The organism is Myxococcaceae bacterium JPH2 (genome assembly GCA_016458225.1).
GTDB lineage: Bacteria > Myxococcota > Myxococcia > Myxococcales > Myxococcaceae > Citreicoccus.
Genome location: JAEMGR010000009.1, coordinates 244165 through 269544, shown reverse-complemented (window position 1 = coordinate 269544; position 25380 = coordinate 244165). Strand labels below are relative to the sequence as shown.

21 protein-coding genes are annotated in these 25380 nt (G+C 71.2%); 12 read left to right on the top strand and 9 right to left on the bottom strand.

Annotation, left to right across the window (positions count from 1 at the left end; all coding sequences use genetic code 11):
- Window positions 1-70 precede the first annotated feature (70 nt).
- Window positions 71-2038 carry an ArsA family ATPase gene (locus JGU66_16380; protein MBJ6762348.1) on the top strand — a complete coding sequence of 656 codons (1968 nt, stop codon included), beginning with the start codon at window positions 71-73 and terminating at the stop codon, window positions 2036-2038.
- 21 nt (window positions 2039-2059) lie between these two features.
- On the opposite strand, the gene JGU66_16375 is transcribed toward JGU66_16380, so the two are convergent.
- Window positions 2060-2527 (bottom strand): hypothetical protein, encoded by a 468-nt coding sequence (locus JGU66_16375; protein ID MBJ6762347.1) that lies wholly within the window; start codon window positions 2525-2527, stop codon window positions 2060-2062.
- A gap of 226 nt (window positions 2528-2753) precedes the next feature.
- Between JGU66_16375 and JGU66_16370 the strand changes: the two genes are divergently transcribed.
- From JGU66_16370 to JGU66_16360, 3 genes are read left to right on the top strand one after another with little or no spacing between them, the layout of a single operon-like run.
- Complete coding sequence (locus JGU66_16370; GenBank protein ID MBJ6762346.1) at window positions 2754-3722, top strand: acetyl-CoA carboxylase carboxyltransferase subunit alpha; 969 nt, start codon at window positions 2754-2756, stop codon at window positions 3720-3722.
- Between the two features lie 10 nt (window positions 3723-3732).
- Entirely contained in the window at window positions 3733-4824 is a 1092-nt protein-coding gene (locus tag JGU66_16365; GenBank protein ID MBJ6762345.1) for a histidinol-phosphate transaminase, read from the top strand.
- A complete protein-coding gene (locus tag JGU66_16360) occupies window positions 4821-5522 on the top strand; it encodes a (d)CMP kinase (GenBank protein MBJ6762344.1) in 702 nt (233 codons plus the stop codon). Before JGU66_16365 ends, JGU66_16360 begins: the two co-directional genes overlap by 4 nt.
- A 4-nt stretch (window positions 5523-5526) precedes the next feature.
- Here the strand turns inward: JGU66_16360 and JGU66_16355 are convergent, their stop codons facing one another.
- Window positions 5527-7665 (bottom strand): transglycosylase SLT domain-containing protein, encoded by a 2139-nt coding sequence (locus JGU66_16355; GenBank protein MBJ6762343.1) that lies wholly within the window; start codon window positions 7663-7665, stop codon window positions 5527-5529.
- A gap of 353 nt (window positions 7666-8018) precedes the next feature.
- On the opposite strand from JGU66_16355, the gene JGU66_16350 reads away from it, so the two are divergent.
- Window positions 8019-8252: a hypothetical protein gene (locus tag JGU66_16350; GenBank protein ID MBJ6762342.1), complete on the top strand. Its 234-nt coding sequence runs from the start codon at window positions 8019-8021 to the stop codon at window positions 8250-8252.
- Window positions 8253-8344: 92 nt separating this feature from the next.
- On the opposite strand, the gene JGU66_16345 is transcribed toward JGU66_16350, so the two are convergent.
- Both JGU66_16345 and JGU66_16340 read right to left on the bottom strand, forming a co-directional pair.
- On the bottom strand, window positions 8345-9862 hold the full coding sequence (locus tag JGU66_16345) for a CAP domain-containing protein (protein ID MBJ6762341.1): 1518 nt from the start codon (window positions 9860-9862) through the stop codon (window positions 8345-8347).
- Window positions 9859-10158 carry a DUF721 domain-containing protein gene (locus JGU66_16340; protein MBJ6762340.1) on the bottom strand — a complete coding sequence of 100 codons (300 nt, stop codon included), beginning with the start codon at window positions 10156-10158 and terminating at the stop codon, window positions 9859-9861. The genes JGU66_16345 and JGU66_16340 overlap by 4 nt, the downstream gene beginning before the upstream one ends.
- Window positions 10159-10295: 137 nt before the next feature.
- Between JGU66_16340 and JGU66_16335 the strand changes: the two genes are divergently transcribed.
- Together JGU66_16335 and JGU66_16330 are read left to right on the top strand one after the other, a co-directional pair.
- Window positions 10296-12659: a carboxypeptidase regulatory-like domain-containing protein gene (locus JGU66_16335; protein MBJ6762339.1), complete on the top strand. Its 2364-nt coding sequence runs from the start codon at window positions 10296-10298 to the stop codon at window positions 12657-12659.
- Between the two features lie 101 nt (window positions 12660-12760).
- Window positions 12761-13636, top strand: coding sequence for a GGDEF domain-containing protein (locus tag JGU66_16330; protein ID MBJ6762338.1), 876 nt, complete (start codon window positions 12761-12763; stop codon window positions 13634-13636).
- 5 nt (window positions 13637-13641) lie between these two features.
- On the opposite strand, the gene JGU66_16325 is transcribed toward JGU66_16330, so the two are convergent.
- Together JGU66_16325 and JGU66_16320 are read right to left on the bottom strand one after the other, a co-directional pair.
- Complete coding sequence (locus JGU66_16325) at window positions 13642-15522, bottom strand: acyltransferase family protein (protein MBJ6762337.1); 1881 nt, start codon at window positions 15520-15522, stop codon at window positions 13642-13644.
- Between the two features lie 3 nt (window positions 15523-15525).
- A complete protein-coding gene (locus JGU66_16320; GenBank protein MBJ6762336.1) occupies window positions 15526-16488 on the bottom strand; it encodes an SDR family oxidoreductase in 963 nt (320 codons plus the stop codon).
- A gap of 102 nt (window positions 16489-16590) precedes the next feature.
- On the opposite strand from JGU66_16320, the gene mutL reads away from it, so the two are divergent.
- The 5 genes from mutL (at window position 16591) to JGU66_16295 (ending at window position 21240) form a co-directional block, all read left to right on the top strand.
- Window positions 16591-18426 (top strand): DNA mismatch repair endonuclease MutL, encoded by a 1836-nt coding sequence (mutL, locus tag JGU66_16315; protein MBJ6762335.1) that lies wholly within the window; start codon window positions 16591-16593, stop codon window positions 18424-18426.
- Window positions 18427-18572: 146 nt separating this feature from the next.
- Window positions 18573-18731, top strand: a complete 159-nt coding sequence (locus tag JGU66_16310; GenBank protein ID MBJ6762334.1) for a hypothetical protein — start codon at window positions 18573-18575, stop codon at window positions 18729-18731.
- Window positions 18732-18751: 20 nt separating this feature from the next.
- Window positions 18752-19489, top strand: coding sequence for a hypothetical protein (locus JGU66_16305; protein MBJ6762333.1), 738 nt, complete (start codon window positions 18752-18754; stop codon window positions 19487-19489).
- Between the two features lie 110 nt (window positions 19490-19599).
- Window positions 19600-20637 (top strand): tetratricopeptide repeat protein, encoded by a 1038-nt coding sequence (locus JGU66_16300; protein MBJ6762332.1) that lies wholly within the window; start codon window positions 19600-19602, stop codon window positions 20635-20637.
- Window positions 20638-20721: 84 nt separating this feature from the next.
- Window positions 20722-21240, top strand: coding sequence for a hypothetical protein (locus JGU66_16295; protein MBJ6762331.1), 519 nt, complete (start codon window positions 20722-20724; stop codon window positions 21238-21240).
- 4 nt (window positions 21241-21244) lie between these two features.
- On the opposite strand, the gene JGU66_16290 is transcribed toward JGU66_16295, so the two are convergent.
- The 3 genes from JGU66_16290 to JGU66_16280 form a co-directional block, all read right to left on the bottom strand.
- Complete coding sequence (locus tag JGU66_16290) at window positions 21245-22882, bottom strand: carboxypeptidase regulatory-like domain-containing protein (protein ID MBJ6762330.1); 1638 nt, start codon at window positions 22880-22882, stop codon at window positions 21245-21247.
- The gene (locus JGU66_16285; GenBank protein MBJ6762329.1) at window positions 22879-23409 is read right to left on the bottom strand and encodes a hypothetical protein; all 531 of its coding nucleotides are present in this window, start codon (window positions 23407-23409) and stop codon (window positions 22879-22881) included. The genes JGU66_16290 and JGU66_16285 overlap by 4 nt, the downstream gene beginning before the upstream one ends.
- Window positions 23410-23486: 77 nt before the next feature.
- Entirely contained in the window at window positions 23487-25379 is a 1893-nt protein-coding gene (locus JGU66_16280) for a sigma 54-interacting transcriptional regulator (protein ID MBJ6762328.1), read from the bottom strand.
- Window position 25380: the final 1 nt, after the last annotated feature.

The following is a 25380-nucleotide window of genomic DNA, read 5'->3' as shown; positions in this document are numbered from 1 at the left end:
AGTGTTCGCGGCCGTCCAGGAGTGAGCATCTGGGGTGCCGCCGGGGGGGCACAAGGAAGGCCACAACGCAATGAGCGACGCGCGAGTTCTTCACTTCTTCGGAGGCAAGGGCGGGGTGGGTAAGACCACGCTCGCGGCAGCGTACGCGTTGAGGCTCTCCGAAGGCGCGCCCAAGCAGAAGGTGCTGGTCGTCTCGATGGATCCGGTGCAGTCGCTCTCGGATCTCGTGAAGAAGAAGTTGCCGGCCAAGCCCACGAAGCTCCAGGCGGGCAAGGGCGAAGGCGGGCTGTGGGGGATGGAGATCAACCCGCCCGCGCTGCTCAAGCCCTTCCTGGCGGATTACCTGCCCGCGCTGCAGAAGGCCGCGGTCAAGGGCACGCACCTGAGCGACGAGGAGATGGCCAAGCTGTACCAGCAGGCGGTGCCGGGGCTGGAGGAACTGGTGGCCTTCTTCCAGGTGCTGGAGCTGGTGGAGGCGGAGGAGTTCGACCGCATCGTCGTGGACACGGCGCCCACCAGCCACACGCTGCGGCTGCTCGACCTGCCGGGTCACGTTCGCAAGTTCCTGGGCCTCGTGAAGGTGGGCACGGATCGCGCGCAGACGGCCTCCGGAGGCAAGGGCAAGAAGGACAAGGACGCCGCCGCGGGTGGCTTCCTGGAGCAGGTGGGCGCGCGGGTGGAGAAGCTGCTGGCGCTGGTGAAGGATCCGGCCCGCACCGCCTTCCACCTGGTCGCGCTGGCGGAGCCGGTGCCCGAGGCGCAGACGCGGATGTACTTCACGCAGCTGCGCGAGCGGGGCCTGCCGCTGACGGAGATCCTGGTCAACCAGGTGGAGGACCACGTGGGCTGCCCCGCATGTCAGGGGCGCCGTGGGCTCCAGGCGCCGCACGTGCGCAAGTACCAGGCGCTGGACAAGCTGGTGCCGGTGAACCTGCTGGGCCGGCGTGAAGTGGCTCCGCGCGGGCTGGATGGGCTGAAGGAGTTCGCCGGCGTGTGGGCGACGGGCAAGGAGACCAAGGCGCTGGAGTTCTCGGCCGCCGAGGGGCCGCCCGCGCTCGTGCGCGCGCCGTCCATGCCGCCCATCGCGGCGCCGCCGCTGCCGCCCACGCGGCTCATCTTCTTCGTGGGGCAGGGAGGCGTGGGCAAGAGCTCGTGCGCCGCCGCCGCCGCCGTGACGCTGACGGAGAAGGAGGGGCCGGTGCTCCTCATCTCCACGGACCCCGCGCACTCGCTGTCGGACGTGCTGCAGAGCCGGCTGACCGACACCGAGACGCAGGTGAAGGGCACCAAGGGCCTGTACGCGCGCGAGCTGGACATGGCGGGCTGGTTCAATGCCTTGCGCAAGCGCGTGAAGGAGAAGGCGGAGAAGGCCTTCGAGGGCGCGCCCAAGGCCGGCAATGACGTGCCGGCGGATCTGCTCTACCTGCGCAACCTGCTGGAGTGCGCGCCGCCGAACATCGACGAGCTGGCGGCGCTCTCGTGCCTGACGGACGCGCTGGTGCAGGAGCGCTTCAAGCGCATCGTGGTGGACTCGGCGCCGGTGGTGAGCGTGGTGCGGGTGGTGGAGCTGGCGGACACCCTCAAGTCGTGGCTGGGGGCGCTGCACGGCATTCTCCACAAGCACCGGGCCAAGGGGCTCGGGGAGCTGGCCGAGGACGTCGCGGCCATGCTCAAGCACGTCAAGCGCTTCGAGGACGCCCTGGCGTCGCCCAGCGAGTCGCGCTTCGTGGTCGTCACGCGTGGCGAGGACCTGGCTGCGTCGCGGACCGAGCGGCTGGTGGAGTACCTCAAGGAGCGCAAACTCCAGGTCGAGCGGGTGCTCGTCAACCGCGTGGGCCCCAAGTCCACGTGCGACAAGTGCGAGAACCGGCGCAAGCTGGAGCTGAACGCGGCCAAGGCCATGGAGAAGAAGATTGGCCTGCCGGTGACCATGGCTCCGGCGCTCGGCCGTCATCCGGCGGGCCTTCGCGAGCTGAAGGCCTTCCGCACCGCGTGGTACGCGCTGTCCGCGCCCGCGGCGAAGATCAAGGCCGCCTGATCCGTCTCCTAGGGCTCGCGCTCACCACGCGGGGCGAGGGCCCATTGGGAGCGATGGCAGGCCCGGGGGCATCCGCTCCCGCGCCTGGATGAGCAGCTCCGAGGCCACCGCCGAGAGCGGTCCCCACGCCGAGGCCGTGCGCCGCTGCCCCAGGACCGTGGCGCAGGTGGGCCCGCCCAGGAGGATCGCCACGGCCGGGACAATGCACAGCGCGACGGGCGCGAGCGCGCCAACGACGGTGCCCACCACGCGGCGCGCGGGCGGGAGGAGCGCGGCGGCGGGCTGCATCGCCCCGAGGATGACGGCGAAGAGCGCGCCGCCCACGAGCCCGAGCAGCTCGGCGAGGACCCAGCTCAGCCCCCCGACCGTCGTGCGCAGGACGGGCCCCAGGAGCGCGGGCTCGCTGGCGCCCAGCAGGAAGGCGAGGACGAGCGGGCTCGCCGCGAGGATTCCCACGAGTCCCCAGTGGTGTCTCGAGAGTCTTTCCACCGCCGATGCCTCCCGATGCGCAGGGTGGGCACCCCGCTCCTGAGCGCCAAGGGGCTCGCACGGGAGGGCCGCTTGAAGCGTGCGCGTCCCGTCATCCAGCGGGCGCCCGGGGGCCGCGGGCCGTTGGCGGCTGGACCTTCCCCGGGGCTTTCCCGGCGGGAAACTACGCGGTGCGTAACGGCTTGCGCGTTGTCATGGCCCTGACGGGGGTGCTAGTTCCGCGCGCATGGCAACCGGTACAGGCTACGCGCTCGACTTCGAACGCCCTCTCATCGAACTCGAGAAGAAGATCGATGAGCTGAAGGCCCTCTCCACCAGCGGCTCCGTGGACTTCTCTTCGGAGATCTCGAAGCTGGAGAAGAAGGCGAAGAAGCTGCAGACGGAAATCTTCAGTGACTTGTCTCGCTGGCAGGTGGTGCAGCTGGCCCGCCACAGCGCGCGGCCGTTCTTCCTGGACTACGTCCAGCACCTGTTCACCGACTACTTCGAGCTGAGCGGTGACCGTCGCTTCGGAGAGGACTCGTCGCTCATCGGCGGGTTCGCGCGCTTCGACGGCAAGCCGGTCATGGTCATCGGTCACCAGAAGGGGCGCACGACGAAGGAGAACATGTCGCGCAACTTCGGCATGCCCCGTCCCGAGGGCTACCGCAAGGCGCTGCGGCTGATGGAGCTGGCGGAGCGCTTCGAGAAGCCCATCTTCACCTTCGTGGACACGATGGGTGCCTATCCGGGCATCGGCGCGGAGGAGCGCGGCCAGGCCGAGGCCATCGCCGTGAACCTGGAGGTGATGAGCCGGCTGAAGGTGCCCATCATCTCGACCGTGCTGGGCGAGGGTGGCTCGGGTGGAGCGCTGGCCATCGGCGTGGGCAACCGCGTGCTGATGATGCAGAACAGCATCTACTCCGTCATCAGCCCCGAGGGCTGCGCCTCCATCCTCTTCCGCGACGCGAGCAAGGCCTCCAAGGCCGCGGACGCGCTGAAGCTGACGGCGAAGGACCTGCTGGAGCTGAAGGTCATCGACGAGGTCATCCAGGAGCCGGCGGGCGGCGCGCATCGCGATCCCCCCAAGGCCGCGGAGGCGCTGGGCAAGGCGCTGCGCAAGCACCTGGGCCAGCTGTCTGGCATGTCGCCCGATGAGCTCGTGCGCGATCGCTACAACAAGTTCCGCGCGTTCGGCGTGTTCTCGGGCCGTTGAAGGGAGCCGCATGCGACCGCTGGTTCCTCCGTACGTCGAGACGCTCAAGCCCTATGTGCCCGGCAAGCCCATCGAGGAGACGGAGCGCGAGTACGGCCTGAAGGGCGTCATCAAGCTGGCCTCCAACGAGAATCCGCTGGGGCCCTCGCCTCGCGCCGTGGAGGCCATGCGGGCGGCCTCGCAGGCCGTGCACCTGTACCCGGATGCCACCAGCTTCCACCTCGTGCGCCAGCTGGCCGCGCACGTGGGCGTGAAGCCCGAGGAGGTCGTCCTGGGGTGTGGCTCCAACGAGCTCATCGAGCTGCTGCTGCGCACCTTCACCACGCCGGAGGACGAGGTCCTCCTGTGCCAGAGCTCGTTCCCCGCGTACCGCATCTCCGCGCAGGCGCACGGTCGCCCGTTCGTCGAGGTGCCGATGCGCGCGGGCTACGCGTATGACCTGGAGGCCATGGCGCGCGCGATTACGCCGCGCACGCGCATGGTGTTCCTGGCCAACCCGGACAACCCCACGGGCACCGCCTTCGGGCGCAAGGCCCTGGAGGACTTCCTGGCCGCGGTGCCGCCGGAGGTGCTCGTCATCCATGACGAGGCCTACGCCGAGTTCGTGGATTGGCCCGACTATGTGAGCGCGGTGGAGTTGTTCCCGCGCCATCGCAACCTCGTGGCGCTGCGGACCTTCAGCAAGATCTACGGGCTCGCGGGGGTGCGGCTGGGCTTCGGCGTGATGGACGCGGGGCTGGCCACGTACGTCCAGCGCACGCGCATGCCGTTCAACCTCACGGTGGTGGCGCAGGCGGGCGGCATCGCCGCGCTGGGCGACACCGAGCACGTGCGGCGCACGCGCGAGAACAACCTCGCGGGCCTGCGCTACTTCGAGAAGGAGCTGCCGCCGCTGGGCATCACCCTGACGCGCAGCCACGCCAACTTCGTGTTCGCGGACTTCCACCGGCCGGCGCTCGAGCTGTACGAGCAGCTCCTGCGCCGGGGCGTCATCGTGCGCCCCATGGCGGGCAACGGCTTCCCCACGTGTCTGCGGATCAGCGTGGGCACGCCAGCGGAGAACGAGCGGTGCGTGAAGGCGCTGCGGGAGAGCCTGTCTTGAGCGGGCGGCCATTCATCGTCGCCATCGATGGGCCCGCGGGCGCGGGCAAGTCGACGGTGTCGAAGATCCTGGCGCGTCGGCTGGGCTTCGCGCTCGTCGACACAGGGGCCATCTATCGCTGCGTGGCGCTGATGGCCCGTCGCGAGGGGCTGGCGTTCGACGACGACGCGGGCCTGGAGGCCCTGCTCTCACGCGTGCGCATCCACTTCCAGGTGCAGGGCGAAGAGAACCACGTGTTCCTGGGTGGCCAGGACGTCTCCGGGGAGATCCGCACGCCGGAGGTCTCCATGGGGGCGTCGCAGGTGTCCAGCCGGCCCGTGGTGCGCGCGGGGCTCTTGCAGCTCCAGCGTCGCCTGGCGCTGGAGGCCCAGGTGGGCGCCATCCTCGAGGGGCGCGACATCGGGACGGTGGTGTTCCCGGACGCTGACGCCAAGTTCTTCCTGGAAGCCAACCCGGATGTGCGCGCGCGTCGCCGCTTCGAGGAACTCTTCGAGAAGGGCGTGGAGAGCAGCCTGGAGGATGTGCTGTCGGATCAGACGCGGCGCGATGCCGCGGACTCCGCGCGCACGGTGGCGCCGCTGAAGGCCGCGGACGACGCGGTGCGCGTGGACTCCAGCGCGCTGCCTCTCTCCGAGGTCGTGCAGACGCTGGAGGAGGAGATCCGCCAGCGCATGGGCTCGCGCGCTCCGGCGCGCTGAGCGCTCAGAAGCTCACGCCTTCCGCGGACGCCGCGGGCACCGCGAGCGACAGTCGCGTGGTGCCCGCCGCATCCGAGCCGTAGAACGCGTGGTAGAGGAACAGGTCCGCCATCACCTGCTTCACGTAGCCGCGCGTCTCCCGGAACGGGATGGACTCGACGAAGAGATCCAACGGCAGCGAGCCCTTCTCCTGCACCCACTTCGCGGCGGCCTTGGGGCCCGCGTTGTACGCGGCGGCGGCCAGGGCCGGGTGCGCGAAGCGCTTCATGAGCTGCGCCAGGTACCACGCGCCGTAGCGGATGTTGCGCTCGGGAGCGAAGAGGTCGGCGGGCGCGGGCGCGGGCTCCGCCATCTTCAGGGCGATGGCGGTGGCGGTGGGCGGGATGATCTGCATCAGCCCGCGCGCATCCGCCGCGCTCATGACTTCCGGACGGAACGTGCTCTCGCGCCGCATGATGGCCCACACGAGGAACGGATCCAGCGACTGCCGCGTCGCCTCCGCCTCCACCGCCGAAGCGAACGCGCGGGGATAGAAGGCCGCGAGCGCATCGGGCTCGCGCGCACCGAAGGCGCGGCCCCACAGGTAGCGAGCGGCCACCGTGTGCGCGTGGCCGAACTCGCCGAGTTGGAGCAAGGCGTGGACGAAGGGCAGGGCCTCGTCCGCCGTGCGAAGTCCCGCCGCGCGCACGCGCACCTCGTCCGCCGCATCTCGGAAGAGTCCCGCCTCCGTCAGCGCCACGGCCAGCTCCAGCTCCGGAGGGCGGGGCACGGTGAGCTGGCGCGGTGGCTCGGGGAAGGCCGCTGGGGGCGTGCGACCGAGCGCGCGCAGGCGCTCGGTGGCGAGCAGCGCGTAGAACGACGCGGGCGCCGCCGCGATGACGGACTCGTAGGCCGGGCCGACCACCGCCGCGTTCGCGCCGGCGAGCTCCTGCGTGCGCGCCAGCCAGTAGCGCGCCTGCGGCATCAGCGCGGACTTGGGGTAGGCCGCGACGAGCGCCTCCAGCGCCTTGCGCGCCTCCGCGTGCTGCTCCTGGCGGATGTGCGCGAAGGCGCGGAACCACATGCCTTCGTCGCGTCGGCGCGAACGCGGGTAGCGCTTCTCGTAGGCCGCGAAGGACTTCGCCGCGTCGGCGAAGCGCCCGCCTTGCAAGTCCAACCAGCCGGTGAAGAAGCCGCCTTCTTCTCCCGCGGGCAGGGTGGGCCAGCCCTTGTCCAGCGCGGCCATGAGCGCGCGCGCCTGCACGTTGTCATCTGTGCGCAGCATGCGGCGGGCGACGACCAGCGCGGCCTCGGCGGCCACCGTGGGCGGGCCCTTGCGCGCCACCGCGAGCGCCTGCTCCGCGTCCGCGGGCTTGCCCAGCGCGAAGCTGGCCTGGGCGCGCAGCAGCGCGGCCTGGGCGCGCGCTGGTGCGGCGGTCAGCAGGTGCGCGGTCTCGGCGGCGGTCAGCTCGTCCAGGGCCCGCGCCGGCGCTCCGGCGTCCAGGAGCCCCTTCGCGCGCTGCATGTGCTCCGCGAGGTTGAGGGGCGTGGCGGGCTTGAACTCCGCCAGGCGAACGAGGGCCTGGTCCGCGTAGGGGTGATTGGGATAGCGCAGCGCCACGGACTTCAGGTCCGCGCGCTCGCCCGCGGTGTTGCCGATGGCGCGGCGGGCCTGGGCGCGCTCGTAGAGCAGCTCCGGGCCGGGCTCCGCCGCGGCGGCGGACTCCAGCACCGGCGCGGCGCGCGCGGCCTGTCCGGCATCCAGCAGGGCCTCGCCCAGGCGGGCACGGGCGCGGGCCGCCAGGGCGGGCGGGGCGACCTTCAGCGCGCGCTCGAAGTCCTTCGCGGCGCCGGCGGGGTCCCCCGAATAGAAGCGCGCCTGACCCAGGTAGAAGGCATGGAAGGGGGCCAGGAGGGCGGGCGGGGACCGGGCCGCGAGCAGGTCCCGTGCTTCCGCCGCGCGGCCGTCCGAGAGGGCGAGCGTGCCGGCCAGCAAGGCCATCCGGCCCGCGTCCGGGCAGCGGGCGGTCACACAGGCGTCCAGTTCAGCCCGGGCCACAGCCGCCGCGTCAGGTCGGTGCAGGCGAACTGCCTCCAAGGTGGCAGGGGATTGCCCCAGGGCCGTAGTCGCCACCAGCCCCGCCACCAACCCGCTCCAACGCATGTAAGTCTTCCTTTCACAACGCGGCTTTGCGGCCACCCAACGAGAGGTTTTCGATGGACATTCCCCGCCGCCCATGGGCGGGGTGGTTTGACAGTCGGCTCGACAAGACCTAGATCCCCGCGCCGGCAGGTCGAGCTTGCTGTCGGAAACGCGTCCCATTCGCTGAAGACGTTCGGACGATTACCTGCACTTGGGATGGACAGCTCGACCCGTTGCGTCACCTAGGGTGAATCAATACGTTGCGTGGCTGTTGCGCGCCACTCCGGACCGCCGGTGTCCCCGGCGGGTAAGTCGTCGGTAGCACTGCTCGTTCACAGCGCTCGGGGGGGGAAACTGCTCATAGGGAGGGCTCCATGAAGCCGTGTCCATCCGATCTGCCGCAGACCATCAATCCCGAAGCCGGCCCGAAGCGCGCCGGTGTCGAGACGCATCGCAATCTCAATTGCAATCAGTATGACAACTGTCTGGATGAAGCTGTCCGACGGGGTTGGCAGTCCTTCACGTGTGTGAAGTGCCCGCTCAACCAGCAGGTGGCGCCGCCGCAGATGGGCATTGAAGCCTACGCGACGCAGCGTCGCGGCATCTAGCCACGTCGTCCTGACGGTGCCGGGGCACACCCTTGCTGACGAAGGGGTGCCCCCGCCGTCGCCGTGCGGGATGTGCCGCGCCGCGTGTCGCCTCATGGCACCGCGGCGTAGATGACGGCCACCCAGTACTGACCTCGCCCGAAGCGCTTCGAGTCTCCTCGCACCACTCCCACGCCGACCCGGTTGTTGGTCGCGTCCGCGAGGCTTCGCGAGTCTGGAATCGCGCTCGGATCTCCCACCACGTAGAAGTCCACCGCCGCTGTTCCCGCGTCGGGGAGCACCGCGAAGACGCGCTCGTGCAGGGGCGCCTCGCCTGGCTGGGCCGAGGGCTGGTCCAGCTCCAGCGCGCGCTGGGCATGCTGCCGTGCGAGTCGCTCCAGCACCTCGCTGCGCGCCATCGGGGGCAGCTTCAGCGCGCTGCGGTGGCGCATGAGCGTGTCGTAGGCGTCCGCGAGCGGATCCACCGGCTCCGGCGCGCCGGGCGAAGCCGTGGTGAAGACCTCCGTCACGATGGCCTGCTTCCGCCCACCGAGGTCTTGGAACGTCACGCCCACGCCCATGAAGTGGAAAGAGGGGTCCAGCAGGTTCTTGCGGTGACCCGGGCTGTGCTCGATGCCGAAGTGCGCCGCGAGAGGTCCCGAGGCCTGGCCCAGGTTCTCTCCCGCGCGGACGTAGCGCGAGCCCTGCAATCGCGACGTGAGCGAGGAGCCGTCCGGCGCCACGTGCGCGAAGAAGCCCTCGTGGCCCATGCGCGCGCTGTAGCGCTGCGCCACCTGCTCCAGCGCCGGGTCCGGGGTCAGCTCCGACAGTCGGAACGCGCGGCGCAGGGCGTTCACCCGCTCGTACAGGACTCGGCGAGCGTCCTCGACGGTGGTGGGCTCGCGGGTGGGCTCGCGGTCGTCGCGCTGCTTGCGAGGCCCCAGGTCGGTGAGGAACAGCGCCGCCACCTCGGGGCCGGCGTCGCCGTTGCCCACCACCTCCACGGTGTAGGTGCCGGGTGAGTCGAACGTGAGGCGCGAGCAGAACGTGGGGCCGCTGCTCGCGCGGGGCATGAGGCTCGCGCGCTCCACCTCTCCGTCGGGGCGGGTGATGTAGATCTCGGGCGTGCGCATCGGCACGCTCCAGCGAGCGCACAGCGTGCGCGCGGCCTTGTCCGCCGCGATGATTCGCGGGAAGGGCTGCAGCTCCACCTTGCGGTCCACCAGCAGCAGGACGATGACGGCGCGCGCGTCGTCGAAGGCCACGCCCAGGCCGTAGTGAGAGGCGTGCTCCTCGTTGAAGTCCTGCCGCGCCTCGAAGGTCTCGATGGCGTGGGCGTGTGCCCAGGCTCGGATGACGAGCGTGCGCGGTGATGGGTCCGCCGCGCCCGAGTCGCTGACCGCGTCCGTGAGGGTGAACAGGTCCGGCGCGCCCGACGGGTAGAGGGTGAGGGCCTCGCGCGCGAGCCGGCGGGCCGCGGCGCCCAGGCTCGAGTCGGGAACGGGGGCCCGGCGACCGATGCGCTCGAACTCGGTCACCACGTGCGCGGAGGCGCGTGCCTCCATCGCCTGCGGCGTGTCCGGCGCGGGCGCCGCGGTGAGCACCGCGCTCAAGAGCGCCAGTGCGATCATCGCGGCTCCAGCCGGAATGCCAGCGCCGTCACCGTGCCCTCGCCCAGCCGCTCATTCAGGCGCTCGCACAGGGACGCTGCCTCGCGGGTGAGTGCCTGGGCCCACTCCGCGCTCGCCACGGTCAGCACCAGGGTGGTGCCCTCCAGCACATGCGGGGTGCAGTGGCGGGCGATGTGGGGGCCCGCCGCCGCGGTCCAGACGGGGGTCAACGGACGGGCGCGTCCGGACTCTCCGGCAAGGCGCGCCAGGACTCGGGGAAGAAGGCTCTCGATGGACTTCGGCTCGCTGCTGGCCATGCCGGCGCGATCATGGGACGGGAAGTCCCGAAAGCCAACCGACAACCGCAGGAGGCGCGTGTGCCACCTCCCAGGGTCGTCGCGCGCGGGCCGTTCCAGCGGTAATGTCGCAACTGGTGTCCCCCTCCACCTCGTCCATGTCTCCGCTCCGCCTGCTGGCGCCCGTCACGGGTGTCGCCCTCGTCGTCCTGTGCCTCTCACTCGGCTGTGCGTCGGGGGAGGAGGGGTCGCCCAAGGTTCCCGGGGGCTCTCCGGTCGGGGGCCCGTGCTCGGTGGATCAGGACTGTGGCGATCCCGCGCTCTTCATCTGCAACACGGCGGTGTCCCGCTGCGAGGCGGCGTGCCGCGTGGACGCGGACTGTGGCGCGAAGCGCCGAGGCCAGGCGGTCCTGCCCCAGTGCGAGGCGAATCGCCTGGGGTGTCGCTGCGACGCGAGCCGCTGTGTCGCCGCGCTGTGCTCGGTGGATGCCGACTGTCCGCTGCCGTCCGAGGTGTGCCGCGATGGTCAGTGCGGCTCGGCGCCGGCCCTCTCGCTGGCGACCACGTGCCAGGTCGTGCCCGACGTGGTGGTGGGCCGGCCGGGCACGCCCGTGCGCTTCTCGGTCTGGGTGTTGGACGCGGCGGGGCAGCCGGTGGTGCCGCGAGAGCCGCCCACCTGGGTGGCTCGCTCCGAGCGGGTGCAGGGCGGAGGGCAGGGGCTGACCGCGACCTTCGTGCTGGGCACGCCGGGCGCCGAGTCCGAGGCGGTGGGCGTCTCGCTGGGCTCGGCCTCCTGCTCCGCGCGCGTCACGGTGCTGACGTCGAAGATTCCGACCGGTGGGATTCGCGTGCGCGTGGCCGACGAGCTGACGGGGCGCGCCATCCCCGGCGCCGTGGTGTCCGTGTCGAACGGGCAGGGCGGTGAGCTGGATCGGGCGACGACGGACGCGGCGGGCCTGACGTGGGTGGCGGCCACGGGCGAGGTGACGGTGTCCGCGTTCCATCCGGATTTTGGCTACCTGACCGTCGCGGGCTACGACACGCAGGGGCTGCGCGACCTGGTGCTCCCGCTGCGACGCAACCCCCGCGACACCTATGGCGGGGCCCGGGGCGTGGTCCGCGACGTGGTGTTCCCCTTCGCGGAGGCGACGCCGCTGCTGGCGCTGGGGCTGACGGGGCTGTCCGCGCCGGGGCTGCCCGCGGAGGTGGATCCGGTGCAGCTCCTGGGGCCCGCGCGAGGCGCCAGCACGAGCAGCGCGCTCGAATCGTTGCCTCAGGGTGGCTTCGTCATGTCCGCCGCGGGTGAGTCCCCCGAGCTGAGCGCGCCAGGTGTCGCGGGCGTGTGCGACGCATCCCTCGCCGGCGTGCTGTTCCCCGAGGAGGCGGTCCGCGCGGGGGCCTGTGGCACGCGCACCGGCTGGGCGCTGACGGGGCAGGTGCCGCGTTCCGAGGTGCTGGGGAGCATGCTGAGCCCGGTGGCGGATCCGCTCGCGCTGCTCATCCGCGCGCTGCCTGCGCCCTCGCGCTTCCACTCCACCGTGGTGCGCGACGTGCAGTTCCGGGTCGTGCCCACGCCCGGGGCAGGCACGGCGACTCCCAACATGAGCGATGTGTCGCACTTCGCTCGGGTGTCGTACGCCTTCCAGCAGGTGCCCCTGGCCTTCCCCTTCGTGGTGCGCTTCCCGCCGCTGCCTCGCGTGCGCGGCGCCTATCTGGACCGCGCGTTCGCGCTCGCCACGGTGACGGCGCCGGGGCGGGGCGTGGTGCCAATGGGAATGGGCGCGGCGCTGAACCGCGCGCCGGCGGACCCGAACACCGATACCCAGGATGGACTGTCTGGCCCTGGTCTGGTGCGCCTGCGCATGGCGCCCGCGCACCACGGTTTGGAGGGACAGCCGTACCGGCTCGTGGCCATGGCCTCGTCCGGAGGCGTGCTGGGAGAGAGCACGGTCGGATCCGCCACCAGCACGGTGGTGGCTTCGCTGGATGCGCCCCGGTTCGATCCCTCGGGGGCTCGCCCGGTGGCGCTGGGGATGGACTTCCTCGCTCCACCCGAGGGCGCGCTCTACAACGGCACCCTCGACACGATCGGCGGCCTGGAAGCGCGCGAGCTGCGACTGGGCACGCCCGTGGTCGGGGCCACGTTGCTCCGAGCCGTCTTCACCAATCGCGCGGGCCATCGGTGGACGGTGCTGATGGATCCGCGGCGCGCGGCCCAGGGCGTCCGACTGCCTCGCCCGCCCGCCGAGTTCGAGGACCGCACGTTCTGGGGGGACTTGCCCGCCAGTTCCGCGAACTTCGCCCTGCATGCCCTGGTCGTGCGTGGACCGGACGGTGCGCCGCTGGGTGCGTCCTCGCTGGCCGAGGCGGATGGCTCCGACCTGGAGCGCCTCTCTGAACTCACCCAGGCCCTCTCGACGCTCGACTATGGAATCACCGCGACCGTGGTGAGAGTCGCCCCGGCGGGGACTCCTTCCGAGGACCTCGTCCCCGTCGCCTCGAGCCCGGAGGCACGGCCATGACGTGGCGGGTCGTCCGTCCAGTGCCTCCTCCTCCTTTCCCCGACGCGCGGGGTGAGGCTCGCTTTCAAGATTTGCTGGGTGATAGCGTCAATCCCGGTATGGTGCAGAAGGAGACGGTGATCACCGTCATCTCCAAGATCTCCGAGCGGCCCGTCAATCTGGACGCGGCGCTGGTGGTCATCTACGGCCTGGACCTGGGTCGCAAGCACGACCTGGCGCGCGAGGAGACGCTCATCGGGCGCTCGTCGAAGGCGGACATCCAGATCGATCAGGAGTCAGTGAGCCGCAACCACGCGAGCATCCGCAACACGCGCGACGGCGTGCGCATCCAGGACCTGGGCTCGACGAACGGGACGTTCATCAACGACGAGCCGGCGGCCACGCCGCGAGAGCTGCGGAACGGCGACCTGGTGAAGATTGGCCGCACCATCTTCAAGTACATCGCGGGCGGCAACATCGAGGCGGCGTACCACGACGAGATCTACCGGCTGACCACGATGGACGGCCTCACGCAGATCTACAACCGCCGCTACTTCGACGAGCAGCTGGAGCGCGAGCTGTCACGCAGCCGGCGCTACGAGCGCGTGCTGTCCCTGGTGTTGATGGACATCGACCACTTCAAGGCGGTGAACGACACGTTCGGCCACCTGGCGGGGGACTCGGTGCTCAAGCAGCTGGCCTCCACGGTGCGCACGAAGATTCGCCGCGAGGACGTCTTCGCGCGCTACGGCGGCGAGGAGTTCGGAATCCTCCTGCCGGAGGTGTCGCTGAGCGGCGCGTGCCAGCTCGCCGAGAAGGTGCGGTTGCTGGTGGAGCATCAGCGCTTCGAGTTCGACAAGCAGCCCATCCCCGTCACGGTGTCGCTGGGCGTGTCCGTGCTGGAGCCGCACCACCGCGAGCCCACGGACCTGGTGCGCGCGGCGGATGAGCGGCTCTACGAGGCGAAGCAGGGCGGCCGTAACCGCTCCTGCGGCTGAAGCGTTCACCCCGCGAACACGGAGCGGCGCTCGCGCAGCAGGGCTTGGATCATCCCCTGGATGGACTCGCGCGTGCGCTCGGTGAGGCGCTGTACCTCGCCCAGGTCCTCGGCGGATTCGGGCGCCAGGTCTCCCAGGTCGATGGGCTCGCCGAACCGGATGCTCCACTTGGCGGGCAGCGGCAGCGGGCCGGGCATGAGCGGCAGGTAGGGCAGGCCCAGGAAGCTGGCGGGGATGCGGCCCAGCAGCGGTGAGGTCTCCTCCGCGCCCACGATGGCCACCGGGACGATGGGCGCCCCCGTGCGCAGCGCCAGCTTCACGAAGCCGCCGCGCCCGAAGCGCTTGAGGCGGTAGCGCTCCGCGAAGGGCTTGCTCAGGCCCTGGTAGCCCTCGGGGAAGACGACCACGGGGCGCTGCTCATCGAGCAAGCGCAGCGCGTTCTCCGGGCAGGCGCGCACGGCGCCCAGCCGGTTGAACAGGGTGCCCAGCATCGGCGCGTGGAAGACCTGATCCTCGACGAGCCAGCGCGGCTCGCGCAGATCCGGGCGCTCCCGGGTGATGGCCTGCGCCAACACGAGCCCGTCATAGGGCAGGGCGCCGGAGTGATTGGCCACCAGGATGGCCGCGCCCGAGGGCACCATCTCCGCGCCCTGCACGGACACGCGCCAGTACGGGCCGTAGAGGAAGTCGAGCACCGGCTGGAGGTTCTCCACCAGCGCGGCGTCCTTGCCGTACTCGTCCACGCGCGTGCCACCGCTGGAGCCCAGCCCGGTGCGCACCGCTTCCACGAGGCCCTGCATGGCGCCCATGGCGCGGCCCAGTCCCTCGCTCGCGAGCGCCTGTCCGGCGATCTCCCGGGCCAGCGCGAACATTCCTCCCGCGCGGGAGGTGTGCGGACGCTCCGGCTCGGTGCCGAACTCGCCCTCGGAGAAGGACTCCGTCTGCGCGCCCTCCACGGGGGGCACGAGGGACAGGCCCGCGCGGTGCTGCGATGGGAACTCGTCCCGCGTGACGCTGGCCGCCAGCTCCAGCTCCTCCTCCATCGCCGCGACTTCCTCCGACGTGGGGAGCAGCTCTTCTTCGTCCGCGTCGGCGTCCTGACCCCAGGCGTCGTGACCCCACGCGCCCTCGTCCTCGTCGTCTTCGTCCTCGAGGTGGCCCTCGTAGTCATCCGACGCCAGCGGCGCGCGGCTGTCGGCGCCACGCTCCAGGGGGCCTCGGCCGGCGTGCTGCTCCAGCACCTCGTCCACCGCCGGCCCGCCCGCCGCGCCCGCGACCTGGGCGGCGACGGTGGCCGCCAGCTCCCGGGCCCGGTTCGGGCTCGTGCCGGAGTCCTGGTCCAACACCTCGCGCACGGCGGCCTCGGCCATGCCCGCCGCCAGCTCCGTGGCCAGCACGCGGTCCACGTCCTGATTGGCTTCCTTGCGACCCTGGAGCGCTTCGTCCACGGCGGCGGCCGCGGCGGCCTCGGCCACCTCGGCGGCGAGCGCCTCCGTCAGCGCGCGGTCCACCCGGCGATTCTCCTCGGTGCGCTGGGCCGCGTCGTCCGCCAGCACGGGGGGACGGGCGGGCGGGGCGCTGCGAGGCGTGACGGGCGCCGCGGGCTCGCGCAGGGGCAGGGCCTCGTCGGCGACGGGCTCCGGAGTGACGGGCGGGGCGGACTGCTCACGCGCCTTCGCGCTGGCCTTCTTCGCGGAGGCCGCGGGGGGCTGACGGGACTTCGTCGCCTTGGCGGCCGCGACCTGCTTCGTTGGCTTGCCCGAGGCCTTGGCCTTCTTCGCCGCGGGCTTCTTCTCCTCGGCGGGCTTGCGTGCGTCCGTGGCCTCCGGCTGGCGGGAGGCCGCGCCGCGCTGGAACGGATCATTCCCGAGGACACCCTTCGCCATGACTCAGCTCCTCTTCAACGCCGCAGCGGCATCCCTGACGTGGTGGACGGGGACGAAGCCCAGCGCCGACTCGGCGCGCTCTCCATCCGCGACCCAGGAGTAATGCATGTAGTCGAGCAGGGCCACCGGCAACGTCGCCGCGCCTGCCATGTCCAGTGCGTGAAGCGCGGCCCGGAACATCGGGCCGGGCAGGGGGAGCGGGCGGGCACCCGCCTGACGGATGAGGCCGGACAGCGGCAGCACGCCTCGCCCCACGATGTTGAACGCGCCCGACGCGTTCGCCCGCAGCGCCAGGTGCAGCGCCCGCGCGGCGTCCTCCGCGTGCAGGGCCTGCCACAGCGGATCGTACCCCAGCAGGGTGGGCACCACCGCGCGCGACAGCAAGCGCGTGACGGGGTTGTCCACGTCGCGCCCCAGCAGCGGCGCGAAGCGCAGCACCAGCGTGCGCGTGTCGGGGTGCCGCTCGCGGAAGGCCATGACCTGGCCCTCCACTTCGACCTTGTCGTTGATGAATCGACTGTGCGGGCAGCCCTGGAGCGGGGCTTCCTCGCGCAGCAGGGCGGGGTTGTTGCCCCGCGCGCCATACGCGGCCGTCAGCGAGGGCACCACCAGCCGAGGCAGCCGCGCGCGCCCGGCCGCCGTGAGCACGTTCATGGTGCCCACGACCTCCAACTCGTGCGCCATCGAGCCGCTGCGGATGGGGCCGAAGAGGAACGCCAGGTGGTAGAGCGCGTCCACCGCGTGCTCGTTGAGGGCGTCCGTCAGCTCGCCCTCCGCGTCGTGCCGGGTGAGGTCCACGCGGTGGAACTCGACCTTGTCGCCCGCGGGCTTCGCCACATCGAGCACGACGATGCGCTCGACGCTCGGGTCGCGCTCCAGCAACGGGAGCAGCAGCTTGCCGAATTCGCCGCTGGCGCCCGTCACGGCGACGCGCATCGGGCCCTTGTCTGCTCGTGTCACGTCCATACGCGGGTCCAGGTGTTAGCCCAGACGCCCGGGAATGTCAGCCCACTGCGTCATGGATGCGCTGGACAACGTCGCCCGGGTGGCGGAGGGTGGCCAGTTGCCATGTCCCGCATCGCGCGCCTGAGCGACGTGCTCATCAACAAGATTGCCGCCGGCGAGGTGGTCGAGCGACCCGCCTCGGTGGTGAAGGAGCTGTGCGAGAACTCCATCGACGCGGGGGCTCGGACCATCCGCGTGGAGCTGGAGGGCGGGGGGTTGGGGCGCATCACCGTCTCGGATGACGGCCACGGCATGGGTCGCGAGGACGCCATGCTCTGTCTGGAGCGCCACGCCACCAGCAAGCTGCGCGAGCTGGACGACCTGTTCCGCATCGACTCCATGGGCTTCCGCGGCGAGGCGGTGCCGGCCATCGCCTCCGTGTCCCGCTTCACGCTGCACACCGCGGAGCCGGGCGCGCTGGTGGGCACGCGCGTGACGGTGGAAGGCGGCGGGCCGGCGGTGGTGGAGGACGCGCCGCCTCGGGTGGGCACGGTCATCAGCGTGGAGGACCTGTTCTTCAACGTGCCCGCGCGCCGCAAGTTCATGCGCAAGGGCGACACCGAGCTGAAGCACGCCGAGGAAGCGGCCATGCGGCTGGCGCTCGCCTACCCGGACGTGGCCATCTTCGTCACGCACGAGGGCAACGCGCTGTTCACCAGCGCCGCGTCCGGCAGCGACCCGCGCGACCGCATCGCCGAGGTGCTGGGCCCCGCGTCGCATCCCCACTTGTTCCCCGTGGAGGAGCGGCGACTGGGTGTGACTGTCACGGGCTACATCGCCTCGCCCGAGTACACGCTGCCCAACGCGCGAGGTCTCTACACCTTCGTGAACCGGCGCTATGTGCGCGACCGGGGCCTCATCAGCTGCGTGCAGCGGCCCTACCAGGACTTCCTGCCCGCGGGGCGGCAGCCCGTGGTGGTGCTGCAGATCGACGTGGATCCGCGCGCGGTGGACGTCAACGTGCATCCGCAGAAGCAGGAGGTTCGCTTCTCGGATGCGCGCGGCGTGCAGGACACCATCGGCGCGGCCCTCACGCGGGTGCTGCGCGCGGCTCCTTGGTTGGGCGCGGCGGGGCAGGAAGGCGCCGCGCAGCCGCAGGACGCCGCGCACTATGCGCTCGCGGTGGAGCGCTTCCTCACCCGAGCCCAGGAGGCCACGTGGGGCGCGCCGCTGCCCACGGTGATGGATGCGCCCTCGGGGACGCCGGGGTCATCGCCCCCGCAGCCGAGTCCCTTCGTGGGCGGGCTGGGAGGACTGCCGCTGGGGCGCGTGCCCGCGTTCGGCGAGGCCCAGCCGCAGCTCAATGAGGCGCCGCCTCCAGGTTACTTCGGCGCGCTGCGACCCCTGGGACTGCTGGGCGGGCGCTTCCACGTGTGCGAGGGTTCGGGCGGCACGCTCGTGGTGCTCGATCCGCACGCGGCGCTGGAGCGCGCGCGGCTGACGTCCTACCTGCGCCTGCTGGACACGGCGAAGCCACCCGCGCCTTCGTTGTTCGGCACCACGGTGGACCTCTCGCTGGCGGCGGCTCGGTCGCTCGTGGAGGGGCGCGAGGCGCTCGCGCGGTTGGGTGTGGAGGTGGAGCCCTTTGGGGGCACGGCGGTGGCGCTGAAGACAGTGCCGCCGGGCTTGGAGGGAACGGATCCGCGCGCGCTGTTGGAGGCGCTCGCGCGAGCCCTGCCACCTCCGGGCGCCGAGCTGGACGCGGTCTCGCTGGCCGAGGCCGTGCGGGTGATGGCGTGCCACGCCGCGCGCCGCGCCACCACCACGCCGCTGACGGACGCGCAGCTGCGCGCGCTGTTGGGCGAGCTGGACAAGGCGGACTTCACGCCCCCGTGCACGCACGGCACGGTGGTGGTGCTGGAGATGCCGCTCTTGGAGCTGGAGCGCCGCGCCCGCTGAGCGCCCCTGGGGCAATCCAGGCGGAAACCCAGGCGTGTCGCGCCCTTGCGCGCCCGGAAAGTTGACGCGTGGGAGGTCGCTGTTACGGTCCGCCACACGCCTGTAGCACGGGGCGGACTCACGGTTCCCACGCGAGGAGCGAGCGCATGCGCGGTGTCATCACCTTGCGTGACGTGCTGGCCAACCTGGGCGTCGTCTTCCGAGAGTTCGGCCCGCTCTGCGTGGCCCGCTGCGTGGTCGCGTCGCTGTGTCGGCGGCGCACCACGTTCCTCGAAATCGCCGTGCGCCCGCCCCGGTCGCGGTGAGTCCGTCCAGAGCCCGCCCGATGCCCCGCCGACTCCTGCCCCTGCTCGTCCTCCTCGCCACGCCTGCGCTCGCCCAACCGGAGGACGCCGCGCCCAACTCGCTGGACGGAGTGGGGCGCATCACCATCAGCGGGGGCTGGCGGCTGACCTCGAACGACACCCTCTTCGATTCCTGGTACCGCCCCGGCAAGGTCGGCAGCGCGTGGCTGCCCCCACCGGAGCGGGGCGTGGATCCGCGCGGTGATGGCCCCGTGCTGGCGGGCACCTTCGCTTACGCGGTGACGGACCTGGTGGAGCTGGGGATCGATCTCTTCGTCAGCGGCAGCAACTCGCTGCGGCTCGCCGAGCCCGTGGGCGACGGCACCTTCGAGCGCCGCAAGCTGACGACGCTCACGTACGGCGCGCTGGTGGGCCTGCGCTTCCAGGGCGTGCTGGAGGGGATTGGCCCGCAGGGGCTCGTGCCCTTCGCGGGCATCCTCACCGGGCCCGCCGTGGCGGCGTCCAAGCGGCAGGGTTCTTCCATGATGGAGAACGTCACGCAGGCGTGGATGGGCTCGCTCGGCGCCACGCTCCGCTTGTCCTCGCACTGGGGCGTCACGGCCGAGTACCGGCTCGCCTTCCTGCGCGGGCCCGTGGAGACACCCGACCCCGAGGGACACCCCGGTCCGTTCAGCTTCAACGGCGGCGGCAACTGGTTCACGCTCGGCCTGACGTATGCCTTCTCGCCCGAGCCTTCCAGGAGCGTTGGAAGCTTCTAGTCGCGGGCAGCGACCGAGCGTGCGCGTGGGCGCGGCAACTGGAATGTGAAGGCACCCGAGTCCTGTTCCGGTGCGGAAAAGTCGCTGCACCACCCTCGGAGTTCCCTACCATGCGCGAGTCGGCCGAAGTCGTCTCCGGGCCCAGGAAGATGTCCATGCCAAGCGAACAGCCGAAGTCCGATGTCGAGAAGGAACTTTCCGAACTCCGCAGGGAAGTCATCGAGTCGCGCAACCTGGTCATCAAGACCGACAACCTGTTGAAGAACCTCCATGCGGAGGTGAAGGCGGTGGGCAAGCGCCACGAGGACTTCCAGAAGCGCCAGTGGCTGTCCTCCGCCGTGGCCTACGCGCTGTTCGCCATCCTGGCCACCGGCGCCGCGGTGATGGTGACCAGCGCGCGCAGCTCCAGCGCCACGGGGGAGCGTGAGCGGTTGGAGAAGCAGGTGGCGGACTTGAGCTCGCAGCAGGAGAAGCAGCGCGGCGAGCTGTCCTCGCACCAGACCGCGCAGCGCGCGGCGGCCGAGGTCTACAAGATGATGACCACGCTGCCGGGTGACGAGCGCCTCAAGGGCATTGATGCGCTGGTGAAGCTGGACACGTCGCGGCTCAGCTCGCTGGAGCGCCAGGCGCTGAACGATCGCGCCGCCATCCTCCGCCGCGAGACGGGTGACGCGGCGCTGGAGCGTGGCAAGGCCGCGTTCCGCCGCAATGAGATGAGCGCCGTGGTGGAGGACCTCTCGCGCTTCCTGGCCATGAACCCCTCGGAGGCGGATGCGCTGGATGCGTCCTTCTTCCTGGGCACGGCCTACAACCAGCTGCGTCAGCACGAGAAGGCGGTGCCGCTCCTGGTGCGCTTCGTGGAGAACGACAAGAAGTCCAAGACGCGCGACTACGCCATGCTGCTGCTGGCCCAGTCGTACCAGGAGACCAACCAGCTCGAGAAGGCGGCGGAGACGGTGCGCTCGGCGCTGGCCACGTACCCGGCCACCCAGTACCTGTCGCAGTTCCGCGGGCGCCTCTCCACGGTGAAGCGCCTGATGAGCGGTGACACCGCCGCGCCGGGCCCGGTGCCCACCCCGGCCGCCGCCGCGCCTGCTCCGGCCGCCGCGCCGGCCCAGGCTCCCGCGGCCACCCCAGCGCCGCAGTAGGTCCGTCCCGCCTCCCTGGAAGCGGACGCAGTCCATGACAGGGGCGTTGCCACGCGGGGTCCACGGTCGTAAGACCTGGACCCCGTGTCCGCTCCCGACCCTGGCAAAGATCCCCGCTACCGCCGCTTCCGCGGTGGCGCCTATGGGATCCACATCGCGCTCTCGACGCTGTTCTGCCTCTGGCTCATCTGGAACGTGGGGCGCTCGGTGGCGGCGATGACGCCCGCCCGGCCGCCACCGTCCACGCCGCCGCTCACCTTCCGCGAGTGCTTGGACACCGCGCGCTCGCTCTGGGCAGACCTGGAGACGGAGCGCGAGAAGCTCGTGCGCGTGGTGCCGGCGCAGAAGGTGGATCAGGAGTGGATGCGGTTTCGCGCGGACTGGCTCACGCGCACGCGCCAGGAAGAGTCACGCTGCGCGCTGGATTCGAGGGACCCCTCGCGCGTGCAGCTGCGCACGCTGTTCCGCAGCCTGGAGCACGTGCAGGACCTCTACACCATCCACGCCGTGCAGTACGCGGGCGAGGTGGGCGGCGCGGTGGATGCGCTGCACGCCGCGTTCGACGCAGCGCAGGCCAACGCCGCGGCCGGATCGCTGCCCTGACGCTTCAGCGGGTGGGCAGCACCACCGTGTAGTGACCGGAGCTGTCGGAGAGCGCCTGCGCCAGCAGCACGGCGGAGGGCTTGCCCGCCACGGTGACGACGCGGAAGAAGCGGATGGAGGCGTTGGGGACCAGGTCTCCCGGCGTGTGCAGCACGCCTCCCGGCATCGTGACGAGCCCGGTGATGCTGCGTCCCTTGTAGAGCGTGAAGGGCTCCAGCCGCGTGGTCCCGAGATCGCCGGAGCCCAAGGGCTGCACGGTGACGAAGCGGCTGACGCGCGGCAGGTTCTCCCCTGGGGTGAAGTCCAGCCGGTAGGTGGCGGGGTCCACTCGGAACTCGAAGTGGCCGTCCGCGTCCGTGATGCCCCGAGGCTGCGTGCCCGAGGAGGGCAGGGGCCATCCGGCCACCTCGGCCATCGGCTCGGCGACGATGCGCACGCCCGGGGCGGGATTCCCGTCCGGCGTCAGCATCGTGCCGCTGATGAGGAGGCGATCCTGGCAGGTGGTGTCCGGCAGGACGGTGAGCGCGGCGGGCACCGTCACGGCCTGCCGGGTGATGCGCGCGGTGGACGCGGGCGGCGGCACCGTCACCAGCGCGAGCGCGCCGTCCGCGCCGCTCGGCAGCGACAGCAACTCGAAGCGCCCGTCCGTGCCGGTGAGCACGGGGCGGCTCACGTAGCTGCCGCCTCCGCCGACCTTGCCCTCCATCGACACGGTGGCGCCCGAGATGGGCTGCCCTCGCGCGTCGAGCACGCGGCCTCCCACGCGCACCAGGGTTCCGAAGGCGCCCAGCTCCAGCGGCTTGGGGAGCTTCACGCGCGGATCCACCACGAACGTCTTGCGGGGCACGCCGTCGTCGTTGTTCACCGACGTCGCGGCCAGGAGCACGGTGGCGAGTCGAGCCGCCTCGGGGACCAGGTTGAGCACGAAGCGCCCCGTCCCGCGCTCCACCCGCACGCGCTGGGACAGCGGACGCAGGCTGGCATCCAGCGCCTGCACCTCCATGTCCGTGGCCACCGCCTGCGTGCCTTGCTCCACGAGCACGCCCTCCAGGCGCACCAGCGCCTCCGGAGCGGCGAGGGTGAAGTCCAGCGACGTGCGGAGGCCGGGATCCACCGCGCCGGTTTTCGTGACGGGGGGCACCGTCACGTCACCGGGGACCACCGTCACGGAGTAGTCCCCAGTGCCCACCGGCAGCGCGTACGCGCCGTCCGTGGGCACGAGCGTCGCCTCGTAGTGGCGCGAGACGCCGGGGATGAGCCGGCTGGTGCCCGTGGCCCGCACGGTGATGCTGTCGCGGTACGCGGTGGCGACCATGCCGCCGTCGGAGGCCGCGCTCAGGTTGCGCGTCACCTGCCCCTGGAGCGACGCCGGGCCGAAGAGCTGGAGGTCCTGCTGCGGGCGGAGGTTGTCCACCGGGAAGTCCTGGGCGTGCACGCCCTGGCTCGGCGCGGCAGTCACCTCGACGACGATGTCCCGGCCCGGGTCTCCGCAGCCATCCGCGAAGCACACCTGCTTGGGGCCGCATTCGGCGTCCGAGGCGCACACGAGCTGGGAGGCCGGGGGCGGCTCGTCGATGAGTCCGCACGCGGGGGCGCCCAGCGCCAGCGCCACCCACGCGGTGATGCGAAGCGGAGCGTTCATCGGCAGTTCCCCTGCACGGTGTTCACCACCCAGGCGTAGCTGGTGGCGAAGCCCGGATTGACCACGGTGCCGCCGTCCGCGAGATCGAGCTGCCCGCGCGGCCGGGGCTCGCGGTGGATGAGCCGGGTGTCCGTCACGATGGCCTCCACGACGTGCAGGCCCGGGCTCGCCAGCAGGCTGTTGGCCGCGCGCAGGTCCACGTGGAGCTGCGCGCCACCCGCGCGGTCAGGTCGCCCGGTGTTGGTGAACTCGTCCACCTGTTGGATGCGACCGTCGGTGGGGTAGTCCACGTACCACTCGACGCTGAGCGTGTCGTCCACGTCGGGATCCTGCACCTCCACGCTGAAGTCGAGCGCGCACGTGGTGGCGCCGAAGTCGCGAATGAGACGCTCCGGGGGCCGCACCTGGTTCTCGATGATGCGCGGCGGCCGGTTGAGCATCACCGGCAAGGAGTCCAGGAAGGACGCGCTGTCCTGCGGGACGAGGCAGCCGGCCGCCACGCCCAGGCACAGGGCGAGCCCGAACAGCCCCCACGCCGTGAGGGTCCGTCGTTCGCGCGGGGCTGGGATCGAGGAGCGTCGCATCGTGCGGGGACCCGGTGCCGTCAGAGCAGCTCCTCGCCCTCCTCGGGGGGCAGGGGCCGGCCCGTCTTCTCCGCCTCCAGCTTCTCCAGGTGCCGGAAGATGGTGCGGGGATCCACGCCCAGGTCCTTGGCCGTCTTGGTGCGGTTGCCGTTGTTCCGCGCGAGGACTTCGTTGATGTAGCGCTTCTGGAACTCTTCCTTGGCCTGGAGCAGCGGCATGATGGGCTCCAGGTTCTCCGGCTTGAGGTCCAGGTCGTCCGCGCCCAGGAGCGGCTTGTCCGCGAGCACCACGGCCTTCTTGATGCGGTTCTCCAGCTCGCGGATGTTGCCCGGCCAGCTGTACTTCTTCATCGAGACGCTGGCGGAGGGCGTGAACCCACGCGCCCGCGAGTTGAACTCGCGCGAGTACTTCTGCAGGAAGAAGCGACCCAGGACGATGATGTCCTCTCCGCGCTCGCGCAGCGGCGGCAGCTTCAGCGTGACGACGTTGAGGCGGTAGTAGAGGTCCTCGCGGAAGGTGTTCCGCTTCACTTCCTCCTCGAGGACCTTGTTGGTGGCGGCCACCACGCGGATGTCCACCGCCTCGCCGCGGTTGTCGCCGACCTTGTAGACGACCTTCTCCTGGAGCGCGCGCAAGAGCTTCACCTGCAGCTGCAGGGGCATCTCGCCAATCTCATCCAGGAACAGCGTGCCGCCGATGGCCGCCTGGAACTTGCCGGGGCGCGTGGCCACCGCGCCGGTGAAGGAGCCCTTGGTGTGGCCGAACAGCTCGCTCTCCAGCAGGTTCTCCGGGATGGCGCCGCAGTTGATGGTGATGAACGGGCCCTTGGTGCGCGGCGAGCGGCGGTGGATCTCCCGGGCAATCAGCTCCTTGCCCGTGCCCGTCTCGCCGGTGATGAGGACGGAGATGTCCGTGGGGGCAATCTTGTCGATGCGCTTGTACACGTCGCGCATGCCCTGACACGCGCCCACGATGTCGCCGTAGCGCTGGTCCTCCAGCTTCTTGCGCAGCTCGGTGTTGTCCAGCTTGAGGTCGTTCACCAGCAGCGCGTTGTGCAGGATGAGGGACGCCTGCGCCGCGAAGACGGTGAGCATGTCCAGGCTCTTGGGCTCGAAGCGGTTCACCAGCCGGTCGTTGCCCACGTAGAGCACGCCGAACAGGTCGCCCTTGTGCATGAGCGGCACGCACATGACCGAGTGGACCTTCAGGTTGACCACCGACTCGCTGGCCTTGAACTCGGGGGCGTCCACCGCGTCCGCGAGGATGAGGGCGCGCTGATCCTTCACCACCTTGGCGATGATGGAGTCGGACAGCTTCTCCACCGCGTCCTCGATGTTCTCGCGCGAGATGTTGCGCGCCACCTTCACGCGCGGCTCGCCGCTCTCCATGAGGATGAGGAAGCCCTTGTCGGCGCGCGTCACCTCGATGGCCTCGTCCATGAGGCTCTCGAGGATGCGCTCCACGTCGTAGCTGCCCAGCAGCCGCTCGCTGAAGGCGGTCAGCCGGCGCAGGAGCACCAGCTCGCGGCCGGGGACACCGGGCACCTCGGCGGTGTGCGAGTCCGAGCTGTTGGAGGACAGTGAGACCTCCACCTCGGCCGTGGGCGTGCGCGGGAGCGGGGCGCGGGGCGCGTCGTCGCGGGTGAAGACGAGTTCGGTGCCGCCCACGCGGACCACGTCGCCGGTGGCCAGCGCGTGGGTGTCTCGCTTGCGGCCGTTGACCTGGAAGGTGGCGCCCAGGGTGCCCACCTCGTAGCGGCTGCCGTCGAAGGTGACGTGCAGGGCGTTGTCGGGGACAGCAGGGTCCTCCAGGCGCACGTCGTTGTCAGGGCCCCGGCCGAGGCTGGTGATGCGCTTGCGCAGGGAGACCGTGAGGACCTTGCCATCGGGAGAGCGGACGGTGAGGCTGGCCATA